Raw genomic sequence first — 17217 nt, forward strand, 5'->3', positions numbered from 1 at the left:
GTTAGCTGCAGATACTTTTGATTCGTGCGGGATTGGGGGCCATGACTGATCCCCCCCCGACCAATCGGTGCAATTGTGGCAACGATTGGTGGTCATTCCGGAACAGACGATAGCTAAGCGCCGACATTGTTCTCGAAGCTGAGTGTAATTGGGCGAATGTGGCAGAAAAACGTTGTCCATTGCCCCGATTTCGCCCAAATCTACAAAGGTTGGTGGGGGCCAACGACCCGGAGCATATCATGCGCATCCTGATCTTTGTCCTCGCCCTGACTTCCCTGACCTTGTCGGTGGTGAGCCTGCCATTAAGTGTCAGTGAAGATGCTAAGGTCGTCGGCTCGTATAGATTGGCTCATGACGGCAAAGACGAAAGCCACGATGACAAGAAAAAGACCAAGACGTGGATTCGCCGGAAACGTACCGTCATCGTGTGAATGACTTAGGGTCAGCCAACTCTCTCTCTCTCTCTCTCTCTCTCTCTCTCTCTCTCTTTTAGCTCACGAAAAAGGGCGGCTCACTCCGGAGCCGCCCTTTCGCATTTCGACGCATCTGTGCGACTATCCGTCGGCACCGATCAACGTGCGCAGCACCGTCCGTGCCTCGTCCGAGGCCCAGTCGGCATCCCCCGTCAATCGCGCAACCTCCTGCCCCTCAGGGTTCAGGATCAACGTCACGGGCAAACCCAGGACGCCCATCTGTCGGGCCAGCGCCGATTTGGGGTCGCGGTGCAGGGGCAAGTTGTCGACCCCGATTTCAGCAAAAAAGGCCTTCATCTTCGGCGGCGGGTTGCGCGATGTCGCGATGGTCAGAACTTCAAAGCTGTCTCCGCCCAAATCCTGCTGCAATGAGGAGAGCATCGGCATTTCCTTGCGGCACGGCGCACACCATGTGGCCCAAAAGTTCACGAGCACCCATTTCCCCTGCCATTCTGACAGGTTCAGAGGGTCGCCTTCGAATGTCATGAAGTCTGCTGTCCCTGTTTCTTTCGGTTCGGAATGAAAGGTTAGTTTCTTCATGTCCCCGGCCCGCGCGGCTTCGGCGGCGGCGACATCGGCCAGCGCTGGATTTGCAAGCGCCATCGCGGCGGTATAGAGCAGCGCAAAGACAGAAGTTTTCATAATTCCTCCGAAGGACAGTGTGATGTCGGATAATTCCTCGAACCAGATGTGGGGCGGCCGCTTTGCCGCTGGGCCCGATGCGATCATGGAGGCAATTAATGCCTCGATCGGTTTCGACAAGCGGCTTGCGGCACAGGATATTGCCGGATCAAGGGCCCATGCCGCCATGCTGGCTGCCACAGGCATCATAAGTGATAGCGATGCAGAAGCGATCCGGGAAGGCTTGCTCACGGTCTTGTCAGAAATCGAGGGCGGCACCTTCGAATTTTCGACCGCGCTTGAAGACATCCATATGAATGTCGAGGCCCGCCTCAAAGAGGTGATCGGTGAACCCGCGGGCCGTTTGCACACTGGGCGGTCGCGTAACGATCAGGTGGCAACCGACTTTCGCCTTTGGGTGCGCGATCAAGTGGATGCCGCCGAGTCCGGTTTGCTGGCGCTGATCCGCGCGCTGCTGGTGCAGGCCGAGGCCGGGGCCGATTGGGTCATGCCGGGCTTTACCCATCTTCAGACCGCTCAGCCGGTGACCTGGGGCCACCATATGATGGCCTATGTCGAGATGTTTGGCCGCGATCTGTCCCGTATGCGCGACGCCCGCGCGCGGATGAATGAATCTCCGCTTGGTGCGGCGGCTTTGGCGGGCACGGGCTTTCCGATCGACCGGCACATGACCGCGCAGGCCCTGGGTTTCGATCGGCCCATGGCGAATAGTCTGGATGCCGTGTCGGACCGCGATTTCGCACTGGAGTTCCTCGGCGCTGCCTCGATTTGCGCCATGCACCTGAGCCGCTTTGCCGAAGAGTTGGTGATCTGGTCCTCGGCGCAGTTCCGGTTTGTGACGCTGTCGGATCGGTTTTCCACTGGGTCTTCGATCATGCCGCAAAAGAAAAACCCTGATGCCGCCGAGCTGATCCGCGCCAAGATCGGGCGGATTTTCGGGGCGAATGTCGCGCTGATGATGGTGATGAAGGGGCTTCCGCTGGCCTATTCGAAAGACATGCAGGAAGACAAGGAACAGGTCTTTGACGCCGCCGACAACCTCATGTTGGCCCTTGCTGCGATGGAGGGGATGGTTCGCGATATGTCAGGCAACAGGGCCCAGCTGGAGGCTGCTGCGGCGTCGGGCTTTTCAACGGCCACCGATCTTGCCGATTGGCTGGTGCGCGAAACCGGGCTACCTTTCCGTGATGCACACCATGTGACGGGTGCGCTGGTGGCGCTGGCCGAGAAAAAGGGCTGCGATCTGCCAGATCTGTCGCTGAGCGATATGCAGGCGGTGAACGCGAAAATCACCGAAGGCATTTTCGACGTTCTGACGGTACATAAATCGGTCGCCTCGCGCACAAGCTATGGCGGTACGGCACCCGAACAGGTGCGCAAGCAGGTGGCCCGCTGGAAGGAGATTTTGGCATGAGAATCGCTGTGGTTCTGGCTTTATTGGCCCTTGCGGGCTGCGGCGCGGATGGTGACCCGATCCGCCCCGGCGCGGAAGAAGCCGCACAATGAGCCTGCGTTACGTCTGGCTTGCCCTCGCGCTGTGGGGCGCGGTGCATCCGATGTATTATTTCATGACATACCTCTCCGAAAATGCATGGAGCTTCGGGGCGATGATTGATGCCTGGTACGTCAACGCCTCGACCACCGGACTGACTTGGGATCTGACCATATCGGCCATCACCCTGACCCTGTGGATTTTGGCCGAGGTCGCGGTGCGCCGCAACATTCTGGCCCTTCTGGCCATCCCGGCCACCTTCTGCATCGGCGTCAGCTGCGGCTTGCCATTGTATCTGTATTTCCGATCCAAGCCTGTCTGATCGGGCGGGGCTGGCCCCTTTCCTTGCGTTCAAAGCTGAGCTACATCGGCGCTGATTGAGCGCAGGAGGCGGCCTTGGACCATTTTCTTTATCGCGACGGGGCCCTCTTTGCAGAAGGCGTGCCTGTGGCCGAGATCGCAGCCGCTGTTGGCACGCCGTTTTATGTCTATTCCACAGCAACGCTTGTCCGACACTACCGCCTGTTCGACGAAGCCCTGAGCTGGGCGCCGCACCTTATCTGCTACGCAATGAAGGCTGCCAGCAATCAGGCCATTCTCAAAACGCTTGCGGCCGAAGGTGCAGGAATGGACGTGGTTTCGGGTGGCGAATATGCGCGGGCCAAGGCGGTCGGGGTGCCGGGTGACAGGATAGTATTTTCCGGCGTCGGCAAGACAAAGGGAGAGATCCGTCAGGTTCTGGAAGGTGGCATTCGCCAGTTCAACGTGGAAAGTGAGCCCGAGATGCGGGCGATTTCCGAGGTCGCCAGCGCCATGGGGGTGGTCGCGCCCATCACCATCCGTGTGAACCCGGATGTCGACGCCAAGACACATGCCAAGATCGCAACCGGCAAGTCCGAAAACAAGTTCGGAATTCCCATCGCCTGGGCGCGCGAGGTATACGCTGAAGCCGCGCGCTTGCCGGGTCTGAAGGTGATCGGGATCGACGTGCATATCGGCTCTCAACTGACCGATCTGGAGCCTTACGAGCTTGCCTATCAGAAGGTCGCGGAGCTGACCGAAGCTTTGCGCGCGGATGGACACGAGATCAGCCGCCTTGATCTGGGCGGCGGTCTGGGTATTCCTTACACCCGCTCGAACGAAGCGCCGCCGCTGCCAACAGACTATGGCACGCTCATTCAGCGGACCGTTGGCCACCTGGGGTGTGAGATCGAGATCGAGCCGGGGCGCTTTATCGCCGGCAACGCCGGTGTGCTGGTCAGTGGCGTAATTTACGTCAAACAGGGGGACGGGCGCAGCTTTCTGATCCTTGATGCGGCGATGAACGACCTGATCCGCCCCGCCATGTACGACGCTCATCACGAGATTGTGCCTGTTATTGAGGCAGAAGTCGGGGCCGAGCTTGCGCCCTACGATATCGTCGGTCCGGTCTGCGAATCTGGCGATACATTTGCCAAGGGGCGTCTCATGCCGCCGGTCAAACCCGGTGATCTTTTGGCATTTCGCAGCGCTGGCGCTTATGGCGCTGTTATGTCCAGCGAGTACAACACACGGCCCTTGGTCCCCGAGGTTCTGGTGCATGGCGATCAATTCGCTGTCATTCGCCCGCGACCAAGCTTTGACGATATCATAAATCGAGATACCATTCCTGAATGGCTGTAGGGTATCCTCCTTGCGGCAATTGATCCGCAAGGAGCACCACATGGCGTCCGGCAAGCCCGATAAGGACATCTTCAGCGAAATTCGCTGGCCCCTGCGATTGACGCAATGGGGGATGGTGGCCGAGCGCGTTGTGCGTTCATTCTGGCCTCTCTGGTCGGTGATTTTTGTGGCTTTGGCGCTGTTGATGCTGGGTGTGCAGGACTCGGTTGCCGTGGAATGGGTCTGGGGCGTGGGCGCTGTACTGGGTCTTGCCGCGATCTGGGCTTTGGCGCGCGGCGTCCGGCAATTCCATTGGCCCAGTCGCGAGGGGGCCTTGTCCCGACTTGATGGCACCCTGCGCGGTAATCCGATTCAGGCGACGATGGACAGGCAGGCGGTTGGCGCAAGCGACGCGGCTTCGCTGGCTGTCTGGAAGGCGCATCAAGATCGAATGCGCGCCAAACTGCGCGAGGCCCACGCGGTCGAGCCTGACTTGCGGGTGGCGCAAGCAGATCCCTTTGCGTTGCGCTATGTGGCGCTTGTGATGCTTTCCGTAGCGATCTTGTTCGGCTCTCTGATGCGCGTGCAATCTGTGACCGGCATGGGCGCGGGTGGCCCGGACCTGACGCAGGGGCCAAGTTGGGAAGGCTGGATGGCGCCTCCGGGGTACACGCGGATGCCGTCTGTTTACCTCAACGATATCACTGCGGCCTCGCTGGACGTACCTGAGGGCGCCCAGATCACGCTGCGGATGTATGGTGAAGTTGGCGCTTTGAAGGTGGATGAAACAATTTCGAACCGGCCTTTGCCAGAGGATGGCGTGCAGGACACGGCGCAGGATTTTGAAGTTGTTCGTTCGGGCCAACTGGCGATCGATGGCCCGGGCGGCCGCGTCTGGGAGATTGCGATGATCCCCGACAAGGCCCCTACAGTGACACGAGATGGCGACGTAGAGGTCAGCTATGAAGGGCAGGCGCAAATTCCATTCACCGCTACCGACGACCACGGGATCGAAGGCGGGGTTGCGGTGTTTACACTGGCGCTAGACGAGGTGGATCGTCGCTATGGACGCACGATCGAGCCCGAAGCCCGCGCTGCGCTTGAGGTGCCTTTGCCGATGCCGGTATCGGGAAGTCGCGCTGAATTCACCCAGAGCCTTGTTGAAAATTTCTCGCTTCACCCTTGGGCGAACTTGCCCGTCAAGCTTGAGATGCGCGTGACGGATGCGCGCGGTCAGACAGGTCTGTCGCAGCCCGAGGTGTTGAACCTGCCCGGGCGCCGTTTCTTTGATCCGGTTGCGGCGGCGGTGATTGAACAACGTCAGGCGCTTTTGTGGAACCGCAAGAATGCGGGTGAGACGTCGCAGATTTTGCGAGCGATTTCCAACAAGCCGGGCGGGTTATTCCGCAAGGAGATTCTGTATCTGCGGCTGCGTACTTTGCTTCAGCGGATCGAGGCCGTGTCGGCCTTTGGGATGAGCGACGAACAACAGGCCGAGATCGCTCAGGCGATGTGGGACCTGGCGCTGGAACTGGAAGAGGGCGATCTGGACGACGCCCGCGAGCGTTTGAAGCGGGCGCAGGACCGCTTGGCCGAAGCGATGAAAAATGGCGCATCGGACCAAGAGATTGCCGAGTTGATGCAGGAGTTGCGGGACGCAACGGCCGACTACATGCGCCAGCTGGCGCAGGAACAACGGCGGCAGGCCGAACAGAATCCAGACATGCAGCAAATGGACCCGAACAATACGATCGAGATGTCGCAAGACGACATCCAACGCATGATGGATCGGATTCAGGAGCTGATGGAAGAAGGGCGCATGGATGAGGCGATGGAGGCGATGCGCCAGCTTCAGCAAATGCTTGAGAACATGCAGATCACGCAGGGGCAGGGCCAAGGCGGGCAGTCGCCGGGAGAGCAGGCCATGGAGGGCCTGTCCGAGACCTTGCGCGATCAGCAAGAGCTTTCGGATGAGGCGTTCCGAGATCTGCAGGACCAGTTCAATCGCGGCGAAGGGCAGGAAGGCCAGCAAGACGGTCAACAGCCCGGACAACAGGGTCAGCAACAGCCTGGACAGCAGCCGGGGCAGGGCGAAGGCGATCAGCCCGGCCAGCAACCGGGGCAAGGACAGGGGCAGGGTCAGCAACAAGGGCAAAATGGCCAATCGCTGGAGCAAAGTCTTGCGGATCGTCAGCGCGCGTTGCGCGATGAGCTGAACCGCCAACGCCGCAATTTGCCCGGTCAGGGCACCGAAGGCGGCGACCGCGCCGCCGAGTCCCTCGGCCGGGCGGAGGATGCCATGGATGGCGCAGAAGAAGCGCTGCGCGGCGGTGATTTGGCCGAGGCGATCGACCAACAGTCCGAGGCAATGGAAGCGCTGCGCGAGGGGCTGCGCAATCTTGGTGAGGCCTTGGCCCAGCAACAGCAGCAGAATCAGGGCCAGCAGGGCTTTGCCGAGGGCGGTGATCCGCAAGAGCAGCGCGATCCCCTTGGAAGAAACCCCGGGAACAATGGTCAGGTCGGCAGTGAAGAAGGCATGTTGCAAGGCGAGGATGTGTATCGCCGTGCGCAAGAGCTTTTGGACGAATTGCGCCAGCGCTCAGGAGACGCTGAGCGGCCGCAGGCCGAGTTGGACTATTTGAAACGTTTGTTGGATCGGTTCTGAAGGCGCGCTCTCTTTCGCGACGGCGGCAAGGTGCTGTCTGTTTGCATACCGTGGGCCGACTGTTTGTCATGGCGATATGCCGGGAATGATTGTTTTGTCTGCTAGCCGGTTCAAGGTCGCGAGGATCATTTCCAGTTAACCAGATTGCCGGGGCGGGTCTGTTTCTCCTGAGCGCGTCCGTTCCAACGGAGTATTATTTTAAGATTTGCAGTGTTTCGGGCCAACAATCTGCGGATTGAGACGGACAAGCTGCTGGACGCGCGCAAATTGGTCTAAGCGCTGACGGCAATCCCGAAATCGTCCCGCATCGCTTTGGCGTGAAAAGCCGTGAGAAATGGCGTCTCAACAGGAATTTATCTGCCTGCGGTCATTACCCCATGCGCTTTAGGATCGGATACAGAGCACAGCCGGATTCGGTCGGTTCTTCGTGGTTTCCGACTGTGGCTTCGCCGGAGTGACGGGTGAGAACACCATTCTGTTCCGGATCTTTTGGCCGCCGTGAGAGCAAAGCGCTCGACATTCGGGGAAGCCCTTTACGAAGGTCTGCGCGGCCAAAGTTCGGGTGAAATGATTGGCTTGAAACGGTACTTTGCCAAAAGATTGTTGCGGCAATTCTCAAGGCGGCTCAGGCATTGGAGCTTGGCCAGCGCTCAGATGCAACGCATCTTTGGTCCATCGTTGGAAAACAACAAAGGCGCCCTCGGGCGCCTTGTTCTATTGGTCGGAGTGAGAGGATTCGAACCTCCGGCCCCTGCCTCCCGAAGACAGTGCTCTACCAGGCTGAGCTACACTCCGACCGTGCCGCGCGGCTTAGCCCAGCCTTGGGGGTTTGGCAAGGGTCAGTTTTCAGGTTTCCGCACGCGAAGGAACGGGGATATCCTGAAAGATGCACCATAGCCACGCGAGCGTGTTCGCAGAACCGGCGTTTGCGAAGCTGCGCCCTTCCCGCTTTCGCGTGCGACGATATATATACCTGATGCGATGATGATCGCCGCGCCTATGATCGTAGGGGTATCGACGCTTTCGCCAAAGATGAAATAGCCGTAGATCGTTGCCCAGATGATCTGGGAATACTGCATCGGCGCGACAATGGCGGCCTCACCGCGTTTGTAGGCCGAGATCAGGAACAGCCCGGCGACAAAGCCCATGAGCGAAATCAGCGCCGCACCGCCAAAGTCCGGTAGTGGCATCGGTTTGTAGACCGCGATCATCAACCCTCCGACCAGTATGAAATTGGCCGCCATGGGATAAAGCAACAGCACGACCGAGCGTTCTTCTCTCCCGACCTTGCGCACGATGATTGAGGCCGTCGCGCCAAAAACAGCCGAGGCCATCGCCGCGAAATGGCCTGAAGACAGCGGCGCCGATCCCGGACGCAGCACCACCATCACCCCGATCAGCCCGACGATCACGGCAACACCGCGGTGGATGCCGACCCGTTCGCCCAGCATCGGGATCGAAAGCAGGGTGATCAACAGGGGTGATGCAAAGAGAATCGCATAGGTCTGCGCCAAAGGCAGCACCGAAAAGGCGTAGAAGGCGCACATTCCGTTGATCACAGCGCAGGCAGTGCGCAAGGCCGTCCACCACGGATGCACTGGCCGCAAATTGCCCTGACTCGGGTCCCGGATCAGCATGAAGGTGACCAACGGGAAGGACATCAGGGTCGAGAAAAAGATGATCTGAAACGGCGAATAATTGGCGCCAAGGAACTTGATCACCACGTCATGCGTCGCGAATACCCCGAAGGCGAGCAAAGCAAAGCCCGCGCCCTGTGCGTTATTTCCCATAAGTCTGTGTCCTGTCGCTGCGTGCTCCGAACAAACAGCGCCAACAGGCAAGTGTAAAGATGGCGAGACGTGGATTAGCGGCAATGCCCTGCCGGATTTCGCGGCAGGGCACAGGATTTCAGCTTTCCGTCTTCCGGAACAGGCGTTTCAAACCGGCGAGGGGCAGCAGGAGCAGAAACCAGAACTTTTTCAACAGCAGCAATCCGGCGGCCAATAGTCCCGTTTTGGCCAGAACCTTGCCTGCAATCAGCCCGCCAATGCCGACTGCCGCAACCTTGTCGATCGAGGGGTCAAAATCCGCATATCGGTTGCCTTCGGTAAAGCTTGTCATCGCCAGCAAGGCCGGGGCCGCAGTGCGCACGGATTCGAGCATCGTCATATCGCCCACCACGTTCATCACCAGCACACCATGGCGGCCAAGCGCGCGGATGCCGTAGTTCAGCGTGTTGATCTCATCCGTTCCAAAGGCCAGTTCCTTGGCCCAATACAGCTTGCGCCCTTCCTTGTCGTAATGCGGAGTTTCGGCCCAGCCGATCAGTTCGATCGAATCGTATCCGTTCTGGACGCGATAGCTGTTCTCTTCAGCCACATCGGCCTTCATCTCTTTCAGTAGCACGTCATAGTCATAGCCATCCGCGTCCTCGTCCGAGACATAGCCGATGTCTTCAAAGGTCAGCACCATGCCCCAAGTGTCGTGCAGCGGCGTGGCTTCGATGGGAAAGACCATGCCGAGCACGGTGTCATCCTTGGGGTTGCCCCACAGCTCCTCCAAAACGTACTGCGCGTCCTTGGCGTTCAGGGTGTAAAAGCCCCCTTGCTGTGCGACTTCGGCGACGCCGCCGGGCAGGGTTACCGCGCCGGTCTGGTAATCCAGTTTGTCCAGCAGTGCGGTTTCTTGGGCATAATCGGCATTTCCGGCAATTTCGGGAAAAAGTTGCTGGAAGGTTTCTGCGTGGCTCAAGGACGGCGCGCAGAGCAGGCAAACAAAGGATAAGGTCCGAACAAAGGACATGAAAAAACGCTCCTGATTTTAGTCAGGAGCGTTTTAGCAAGGACATTTACGAAATGCTGTCGCTATTAAGCATCAGGTTGCCATTTTCAGTTTACAGCGACGCTTCGAGCGCCGCGACGATGGCATCACCCATCTGGCTGGTGGTGACAGGCTCTACGCCGTCTTCACCCAGCAGGTCAGCGGTGCGATAGCCGTCTGCCAAGACCTTTTCGATGGCGTCTTCAAGGCGGGTCGCCTCGTCGCCCTGATCGAAGGAATAGCGCAGCGCCATCGCAAAGCTCAGAACGCAGGCGATCGGGTTGGCCTTGCCCTGACCTGCGATGTCGGGGGCCGAACCATGCACCGGTTCATAGAGCGCTTTCGGACGGCCATTGGCCATCGGTGCGCCAAGGCTGGCCGAGGGCAACATGCCAAGGCTGCCGGTCAACATGGCGGCGGCGTCGGACAGCAGGTCACCGAACAGGTTGTCGGTCACGATCACGTCAAACTGCTTGGGCCAACGGCAAAGCTGCATGGCGCCGGCGTCGGCGTACATGTGGCTCAACTCGACCTCGGGGTAGTCTTTGGCCACCTCGGTCACGACTTCGCGCCACAGCACGCCCGATTCCATGACATTGGCCTTTTCCATCGAACACAGCTTCTTGCCGCGGCGCATCGCCAGTTCGAACGCCGAACGGGCCACACGGTCGATCTCCGACTCGGTATAGCGCTGGGTGTTGATGCCGACGCGCTCGTTGCCTTCTTCGAAGATGCCGCGCGGCTCACCGAAATAGATGCCCGAGGTCAATTCGCGCACGATCATGATGTCGAGCCCGGCGACCACGTCCTTTTTCAGAGAGGAGAAGTCTGCAAGCGCGTCAAAGCACTGCGCCGGGCGGAGGTTGGCGAACAGGTCCATTTCCTTGCGCAGGCGCAGCAAGCCGCGCTCGGGCTTTACGGAAAAGTCCAGCGCGTCGTATTTGGGGCCGCCCACGGCGCCCAGCAGAACCGCGTCCACCTCTTGCGCCTTGGCCATGGTTTCGTCGGTCAGGGGCGTGCCGTGCTTGTCATAGGCGCAGCCGCCGACCAGGTCTTCGCTGACGTCAAAGTTGAGGCCGCGCTTGGCGCCATACCAGTCGATTACTTTGCGCACTTCGGCCATGACTTCGGGGCCGATGCCGTCGCCGGGCAGGATAAGAAGCGAAGGGTTGGTCATTGAGGCAGTCCTTATGGGGAATAACTTGTGCAATCGCCTACCCAAGCCGCGCGCAATGGTCAAGAAAGGTGCGCTTGCAACCCCTCTGCCAATGCGTCCCAAACCCTGCGGATTCGCGGCGTGGTGCGCACGGCCTCATGCGCGGCCAGCCAGACGGGCAGGCCCGGTATGGGCGTGTCGGGGAACAGCCGTTCCACGGAGGGGTCACGGTCCCCCATGCAGACCTGCGCAAAGCCCGCTCCGCAGCCCGCCTTGATCAGCTCCCAATAGACGGCATGATGATCGCAGCGGGTGGCGAACCAGTCGCGCTGCGCCTCGATCCCGGTTTTTCGCAAGCCGCGCAGGATCAGATCGCTGCGATCATAGCCGACAAGATCCAACTCGAAGAAATCTTTGAACGTCGCCGGTCGTCCGACGCGGTCGAGATAGCTGCGCGCCGCAAAAATCCCGATTTCAAGCTCGCCCAGATGGCGGGTGACGATGTCCAACTGCTCGGTCCGGTACATGCGCACGGCGATATCCGCCTCTCGGTACAGCAAATTCTCGGACTGGTCCGATGGGACCAAGTCAATACTGATGTCCGGTTCGTCTCGGCGCAATTGGGCCAGGATGGGCGGAAGATGGTGATGTGCAGTAAAGACGCTGGCGGTGATGCGCACCGGCCCCGACAGCTTTTCCGCGCGTCCCGCGGCGGCCAGCGACAGCGCCCGTAGGTTGTTTGCCATGGCATGGGCATGCGGCAACAATGCGGTGCCCGTGTCCGTCAGCGCCAGTCCGCGGGCTTGCCGGGTGAACAGGGTCAGGTCCAGCTGCTCTTCGATCCGGGCGATCTGGCGTCCGGCAGTGGGCTGGGAAATCCCAAGCAACCGTGCCGCCTCGGAAAGGGAGCCGCGTTCGGCCACGGCAAGGAAGGTTTGAACCAAAGACCAGTCGAGTTTTGCGAAAGCATCCATTCACAAATGAATACATGCTCTGAAAATTCTGGCAATTCCCAGAATCTTATGAATATCGCAATTTCCCTCCATAGATTTGCGATGGAGGTTGCCATGACCGGCACGGCATTGATTTTAGGCGGGAGCGGGCGCTTTGGGCGTAACGCGGCCGAGGCTTTTTGGAACGCAGGGTGGCGCGTGACCCTGTTCAATCGCGCAACCGAGGACCTTACGCAGGCGGCACAGGGGGCGGATGTCATCGTCAACGGCTGGAACCCGGCTTATCCGGACTGGCAGGCGCAGCTTCCTGGTCTGACCTCTCAGGTAATTGCCGCAGCCAAAAGTTCGGGCGCGACGGTGATTTTGCCCGGTAATGTCTATGTCTACGGCAAAGATGCCCCGGCGGGCTTTGGCAAGGACACGCCCCACATTGCGACGAACCCCATGGGCCGACTTCGGATCGAGATGGAGCAAAGCTATCGCGCAGCAGGCGTTCCAACGATCATTCTGCGCGCGGGCGACTATCTGGATACCGACGCGTCAGGCAATTGGTTTGACCTCATGATGGCGCCCTCATTGAAACGCGGGAGGTTGACCTATCCCGGCCCTCTGGACCGCCCACACGCCTGGGCATTTTTGCCGGACGTGGCGCGGGCGGCGGTTGCGCTGGCCGAAATGCGCACGGATCTTCCGGACTTTTCTGACATCGCGTTCCCCGGCTACACGTTGACGGGGAATGAACTGGCGGCGCTTTGCGGTCAGGCTCTGGATCGCCCGGTCCGTGCCAGGCGCATGCTGTGGCTGCCGTTGCAGGTGGCAGCGCCGTTCTGGGCAACGGCGCGCTGCCTTCTTGAGATGCGGTATCTTTGGAGCAAACCGCATCACATGGAGGCATCGGCTTTCGACGGCCTTCTGCCCAAGTTTGCCGCCACGGATCCAGTCGATGCCTTGGCGCAGGCGATTGCACCGGTTCTTAATGGGGCATCTCCAGATCGACCCAGACAAGGCGATGCGGCCCGGCGTCCGGCTCCGGCGGGCTGATACCGGCGCCGCTCACCCGAAGGTCCGTGGACGGCAGCACATAGGACACCCGCATTTCTCCCACAGCGTCCCACGCCACAGTGGGGCGGTCTGGTAGCGGATCTTGCAACCGTGGATGTGCCAGCACACGTGCCGCTGCGTCGCGCAGCCCATCGCCACGATTGGGATCAAGGTTCAGGTTGCCAAGATAGACCACGGGGCTGCCTGGAGCTTGATCCAACTTGCCATCCAGATAGTGAAGCCAAAGCAAAATCTCGTCGCGATTGCGTCGTCCATTGCGATCTTCGGGGCCGTCAAAAACCGGCGGCGTGGCAGCTGCGGTCAATAGCGTGATCTTGCCAAGCGGATGGGCCACGGACACCGCCCAATGCGCGGAGGACGACAGCCTTTGCACGTCATGCGCCGGATCGCCTTGCTCCATGAGGGTTTCGGGTGCGTCGCGCCACAACATCCCCGAAAAATCCACCGTCAGTTCAAGCGGCCAGCGCGATAGGATTGCCTGCCCGCCTTGACCGGAATAATACCCAAAGCCCTGTGCATCGCGGGGGCCGCCGGTTCGACCATCGCCGTCAAGATCCAGCCCGGTCGCCATCCCCGAGTTTGGCCGACGCGAAAAGAGATAGGGCAGATCAAGCCCCTTATCCTTCAACCGCGTCCGTAGCGTCTTCAATGCGGCCTGACCCGCGTCATAGTCGATGTCGGTAAGCAAAACGATGTCGGGCGCGGCTTGCATGATCGTCACCAGCCCGGGTACAGGATCGTCCTTCAACAAATCGCGCAGCAGCAAGCCGGGGCCTTTGCGGCTGAAATCTCCGGCATAGGTGGCCAAACGTATTGGATCGGCCAAGGCCGGTAGTGCCATCAATGATAGAACGACAATCAGGCAGCCGCGTGCAATTCTGCCTGCGCATAGGCGCGGCGGCGCTTTTCCTCGATCAGGTCGGCGATGCGCATCAACGCGACGCCCCGCATGATCAGGCTTGCCGGCAAGAAGGCCCATGCGCTCATCGTCCAGATCAGTGTTTGCGGATCGGCCAGCGATACCTTGTAAGCATAGGCCGAGGCAGCCTGCAGAACCGCCGGAATAAGGAATGGCAGCAGAAACCCTAAGGCAACGTTAACGTGGCTATCACGCTTGAGGCGGTTCAGGATATCCCCGCCTGCGGTCGGGTCGAATAGCGGGAGGTTCACCCAGAAGTTAAAGGCGCCGTGACGGATGGGCCAGTTGAGCAGTCGCACGAAGGCAACGAACAGCAAAAGCGTCACCAGCGAGATCAGATAGGCCAGGCCCGCCGAGGTACGCAGCATATCAAGTTCCCGCGAACTGGTGCCTTCGGGAACCAGAAGCACCATGAGGCGCACGGGCGAGAAGGGAAAGTCCATCGCAACGCCGATCTTGCCGCCAATCAAGGTCAGAAAGTCGCTGAAATGCGTGTGGTAAACCTGTCCCCGGCTGATCGAGCACATCAGCAGAATGGTCACGAAGAGCGCAATAAAGCGCATCCGGTTGTAAGGTGCCGCGTCGCGGAATTCGATCAGCGAGGGATAGTCAGAGACGTATTCAACAAAGGTCAGCGCCGCAGCGACAAGCGACAACAGCGCCACCATCTGCGCGGTATCCGCAGTAACACCCGGAAGCATCATCGCTGGCATGGCGATCACCAATGCCACAAGGAACGCCCGTGCGCCTGCACTGACCATACGTTTTATCACTGACCTGCCCCTTCAGTTCGGACGGGGCCGATACGATGCCGCCCCCTTGTTCCTGACTGATGATCCCGCCGATTATGGCGGCTTGCCTCATTCTTGCCCAAGTTTTGCCCCTTTTCGCCCCATACGACAACATGCCCTTTCCATGTTCCTCATATTTCGGGCGATTTGGAGGAAACACTGGTGCCGGATTGCATCATCACAAAGGCAAGACTGTGGCAAGCCTATGTAATTCAACTATATATTGGGATGCTTGGGAGAAGTGCCACTAATCGGGCATCTCGGGCTGGCGTCAATGACCTAACGCGGCTGGGGAGTCGCCGCCCGGACAACCGGACGACGACGTTGCGAAATGAGGCCGGGACTCAGACCCAGGGGCGGGACTGCGCGGCTTTCTGCTCATAGCTGTCGATGGCTGCGACCTTCTCGAGCGAGAGCCCGATATCGTCCAGACCGTTCAGCAGGCAGTGCTTTTTGAAGGCGTCGACCTCAAAGGCGAACTCTTCGCCATCCGATGTCGTCACCACCTGATTTTCCAGATCGACCGTCATGCGCGCGTTCGATCCCTTTTCGGCGTCTTTCATCAACACGTCCACGGCCTCTTGCGGCAGTTTGATCGGCAGGATGCCATTCTTGAAGCAGTTGTTGAAAAAGATGTCAGCAAAGCTGGTCGAGATAACCGCCTTGATGCCGAAATCCTTCAGCGCCCAAGGGGCGTGTTCGCGCGACGAGCCGCAGCCAAAGTTGTCACCGGCAACGAGGATCTCGGTCTCGCGGTATTGCGGTTGGTTCAGGACGAAATCGGGGATCTCGTTGCCCTGACGGTCATAGCGCATCTCGTCAAAGAGGTTCACGCCAAGGCCGGAGCGCTTGATGGTCTTCAGAAAGACCTTGGGAATGATCATATCCGTGTCGATATTGACCAGCGGCATGGGCGCCGCGATCCCGGTGAGTTTTTCGAACTTTTCCATGTCTGATCCTTACGCGTTTTCTGCCATCATCTCGCGCACATCGGTCAGGTGACCGGTGATCGCGGCGGCGGCGGCCATGGCCGGGCTGACCAGATGGGTACGGCCCTTGTAGCCCTGACGTCCCTCAAAGTTGCGGTTCGAGGTCGAGGCACAGCGCTCGCCCTCGGACAGCTGATCGGGGTTCATGGCAAGGCACATCGAACAGCCCGCAAGGCGCCATTCGAAACCGGCCTCCTTGAAGATGTCGGCAAGGCCCTCTTCTTCGGCCTGTGCGCGGACAAGGCCCGAACCGGGCACGATCATGGCGCGCATGCCTTCCTTGATCTTCTTGCCTTTGAGGATCGCGGCAGCGGCGCGCAGATCTTCGATACGGCCATTGGTGCAGGAGCCGATGAAAACCGTGTCGATCTGAATGTCGGTCAGCTTCTGGCCGGGAGTCAGACCCATGTACTCAATCGCGCGCTTGGCGGCTTCGACCTTGCCGCCCTTGAAGGACTCGGGTGCGGGAACAACAGCCGAGATTGGCAGCACGTCCTCGGGCGAGGTGCCCCAGGTCACGACCGGCTCGATCTCTTCGCCCTTGAGCGTCACGACCTTGTCCCAATGGGCGTCGTCATCCGAGTACAGCGTTTTCCACCAGGCGAGCGCGGCCTCGAACTGGGCGCCTTTAGGGGCGTGGGGCCGGCCCTTGACGTATTCATAGGTCTTTTCGTCTGGGGCGATCAGGCCAGCGCGGGCGCCGCCTTCAATGGCCATGTTGCAGACGGTCATGCGGCCTTCCATCGAGAGGTCGCGGATCGCTTCGCCGCAATATTCGATGACATAGCCGGTGCCGCCAGCGGTGCCGGTTTCGCCGATCACGGCCAGGGTTATGTCCTTGGCGGTCACACCGGGGCGCAGTTTGCCGGTGATTTCGACCTTCATGTTCTTGGACTTCTGTTGGATCAGCGTTTGGGTGGCCAGAACATGCTCGACCTCAGAGGTGCCGATGCCATGGGCCAGCGCACCAAAGGCACCATGCGTGGCAGTGTGGCTGTCGCCGCAGACCACGGTCATGCCGGGCAACGTCCAACCCTGTTCGGGGCCGACGATGTGCACGATGCCCTGACGGACGTCGTTCACCGGATAATAGTGCACGCCGAATTCCTTGGCATTCTTGTCGAGCGCTTCGACCTGAATGCGGCTTTCTTCGTTTTCGATCACACCGGTGTTGCGTTCCAGCGTCGTGGGCACGTTGTGGTCCGGTACGGCGATGGTCTTTTCCGGCGCGCGGACTTTGCGGCCTGCCATGCGCAGACCTTCGAAAGCCTGCGGGCTGGTCACTTCGTGAACCAGATGGCGGTCGATATACAAAAGGCAGGTGCCGTCGGCGTCTTCCTGGACGACGTGGGCATCCCAGATTTTATCATAGAGCGTTTTGGGGGACATGGGTCCTCTCCCGTTCGGTTTGTGATGGGTGGTCATAGGGTAAGTCGCGCCGGGGCGCGTGTGCCGCCTTATAGGCTGGCAAGCACGGTGTGGGTTGCACCGTAGAACCGTTCGCGCAGACGGGCGCGGTCGCCGACATTGAAAACTTTTGCCATGAGGGCGAGATACGCGCTTTGACCGAGTCTATCAAGTGCGCGCTTCGCGGCGATGCGGCATGGCGATCCT

15 protein-coding genes and 1 tRNA gene are annotated in these 17217 nt (G+C 59.8%); 6 read left to right on the forward strand and 10 right to left on the reverse strand.

Annotated features, from left to right (window positions below; all coding sequences use genetic code 11):
- The first annotated feature begins 239 nt into the window (after window positions 1–239).
- Window positions 240–431 carry a hypothetical protein gene (locus ACOYQJ_RS08880; protein ID WP_422905660.1) on the forward strand — a complete coding sequence of 64 codons (192 nt, stop codon included), beginning with the start codon at window positions 240–242 and terminating at the stop codon, window positions 429–431.
- Between the two features lie 123 nt (window positions 432–554).
- Here ACOYQJ_RS08880 and ACOYQJ_RS08885 read toward each other — a convergent pair whose 3' ends face one another.
- Window positions 555–1115, reverse strand: a complete 561-nt coding sequence (locus ACOYQJ_RS08885; RefSeq protein ID WP_422905661.1) for a TlpA disulfide reductase family protein — start codon at window positions 1113–1115, stop codon at window positions 555–557.
- A 22-nt stretch (window positions 1116–1137) separates the two neighbouring features.
- On the opposite strand from ACOYQJ_RS08885, the gene argH reads away from it, so the two are divergent.
- The 4 genes from argH to ACOYQJ_RS08905 all read left to right on the forward strand — a co-directional run bounded on the left by argH (window position 1138) and on the right by ACOYQJ_RS08905 (window position 6913).
- Window positions 1138–2529 carry an argininosuccinate lyase gene (gene argH / locus ACOYQJ_RS08890; RefSeq protein WP_422905662.1) on the forward strand — a complete coding sequence of 464 codons (1392 nt, stop codon included), beginning with the start codon at window positions 1138–1140 and terminating at the stop codon, window positions 2527–2529.
- 88 nt (window positions 2530–2617) lie between these two features.
- Window positions 2618–2929 (forward strand): DUF2834 domain-containing protein, encoded by a 312-nt coding sequence (locus tag ACOYQJ_RS08895; protein WP_422905663.1) that lies wholly within the window; start codon window positions 2618–2620, stop codon window positions 2927–2929.
- 74 nt (window positions 2930–3003) lie between these two features.
- Window positions 3004–4269 carry a diaminopimelate decarboxylase gene (gene lysA, locus ACOYQJ_RS08900; RefSeq protein ID WP_422905664.1) on the forward strand — a complete coding sequence of 422 codons (1266 nt, stop codon included), beginning with the start codon at window positions 3004–3006 and terminating at the stop codon, window positions 4267–4269.
- Between the two features lie 40 nt (window positions 4270–4309).
- On the forward strand, window positions 4310–6913 hold the full coding sequence (locus ACOYQJ_RS08905) for a TIGR02302 family protein (protein ID WP_422905665.1): 2604 nt from the start codon (window positions 4310–4312) through the stop codon (window positions 6911–6913).
- Window positions 6914–7631: 718 nt separating this feature from the next.
- Here ACOYQJ_RS08905 and ACOYQJ_RS08910 read toward each other — a convergent pair.
- The 5 genes from ACOYQJ_RS08910 to ACOYQJ_RS08930 form a co-directional block, all read right to left on the reverse strand.
- Window positions 7632–7708, reverse strand: a tRNA-Pro gene (locus ACOYQJ_RS08910).
- 44 nt (window positions 7709–7752) lie between these two features.
- Window positions 7753–8703, reverse strand: a complete 951-nt coding sequence (locus tag ACOYQJ_RS08915) for a DMT family transporter (protein ID WP_422905666.1) — start codon at window positions 8701–8703, stop codon at window positions 7753–7755.
- A 118-nt stretch (window positions 8704–8821) separates the two neighbouring features.
- On the reverse strand, window positions 8822–9715 hold the full coding sequence (locus ACOYQJ_RS08920; RefSeq protein ID WP_422905667.1) for a DUF2167 domain-containing protein: 894 nt from the start codon (window positions 9713–9715) through the stop codon (window positions 8822–8824).
- A gap of 91 nt (window positions 9716–9806) precedes the next feature.
- Window positions 9807–10910: a 3-isopropylmalate dehydrogenase gene (leuB, locus tag ACOYQJ_RS08925; RefSeq protein WP_422905668.1), complete on the reverse strand. Its 1104-nt coding sequence runs from the start codon at window positions 10908–10910 to the stop codon at window positions 9807–9809.
- Between the two features lie 59 nt (window positions 10911–10969).
- Window positions 10970–11863: a LysR family transcriptional regulator gene (locus tag ACOYQJ_RS08930; protein ID WP_422905669.1), complete on the reverse strand. Its 894-nt coding sequence runs from the start codon at window positions 11861–11863 to the stop codon at window positions 10970–10972.
- A 93-nt stretch (window positions 11864–11956) separates the two neighbouring features.
- On the opposite strand from ACOYQJ_RS08930, the gene ACOYQJ_RS08935 reads away from it, so the two are divergent.
- Window positions 11957–12883 carry a Rossmann-fold NAD(P)-binding domain-containing protein gene (locus ACOYQJ_RS08935; protein WP_422905670.1) on the forward strand — a complete coding sequence of 309 codons (927 nt, stop codon included), beginning with the start codon at window positions 11957–11959 and terminating at the stop codon, window positions 12881–12883.
- On the opposite strand, the gene ACOYQJ_RS08940 is transcribed toward ACOYQJ_RS08935, so the two are convergent.
- The 4 genes from ACOYQJ_RS08940 to leuC all read right to left on the reverse strand — a co-directional run bounded on the left by ACOYQJ_RS08940 (window position 12816) and on the right by leuC (window position 16992).
- On the reverse strand, window positions 12816–13730 hold the full coding sequence (locus ACOYQJ_RS08940) for an endonuclease/exonuclease/phosphatase family protein (RefSeq protein WP_422905671.1): 915 nt from the start codon (window positions 13728–13730) through the stop codon (window positions 12816–12818). The genes ACOYQJ_RS08935 and ACOYQJ_RS08940 overlap by 68 nt on opposite strands.
- Window positions 13731–13762: 32 nt before the next feature.
- Window positions 13763–14596 carry a hypothetical protein gene (locus tag ACOYQJ_RS08945; protein WP_422905672.1) on the reverse strand — a complete coding sequence of 278 codons (834 nt, stop codon included), beginning with the start codon at window positions 14594–14596 and terminating at the stop codon, window positions 13763–13765.
- Between the two features lie 362 nt (window positions 14597–14958).
- Window positions 14959–15564 (reverse strand): 3-isopropylmalate dehydratase small subunit, encoded by a 606-nt coding sequence (gene leuD, locus ACOYQJ_RS08950; protein ID WP_422905673.1) that lies wholly within the window; start codon window positions 15562–15564, stop codon window positions 14959–14961.
- Window positions 15565–15573: 9 nt separating this feature from the next.
- Window positions 15574–16992: a 3-isopropylmalate dehydratase large subunit gene (leuC, locus tag ACOYQJ_RS08955; protein WP_422905674.1), complete on the reverse strand. Its 1419-nt coding sequence runs from the start codon at window positions 16990–16992 to the stop codon at window positions 15574–15576.
- Window positions 16993–17217: the final 225 nt, after the last annotated feature.

The organism is Pacificoceanicola algae, assembly GCF_049341065.1.
In the GTDB taxonomy this organism is placed as follows: Bacteria; Pseudomonadota; Alphaproteobacteria; order Rhodobacterales; family Rhodobacteraceae; genus Pacificoceanicola.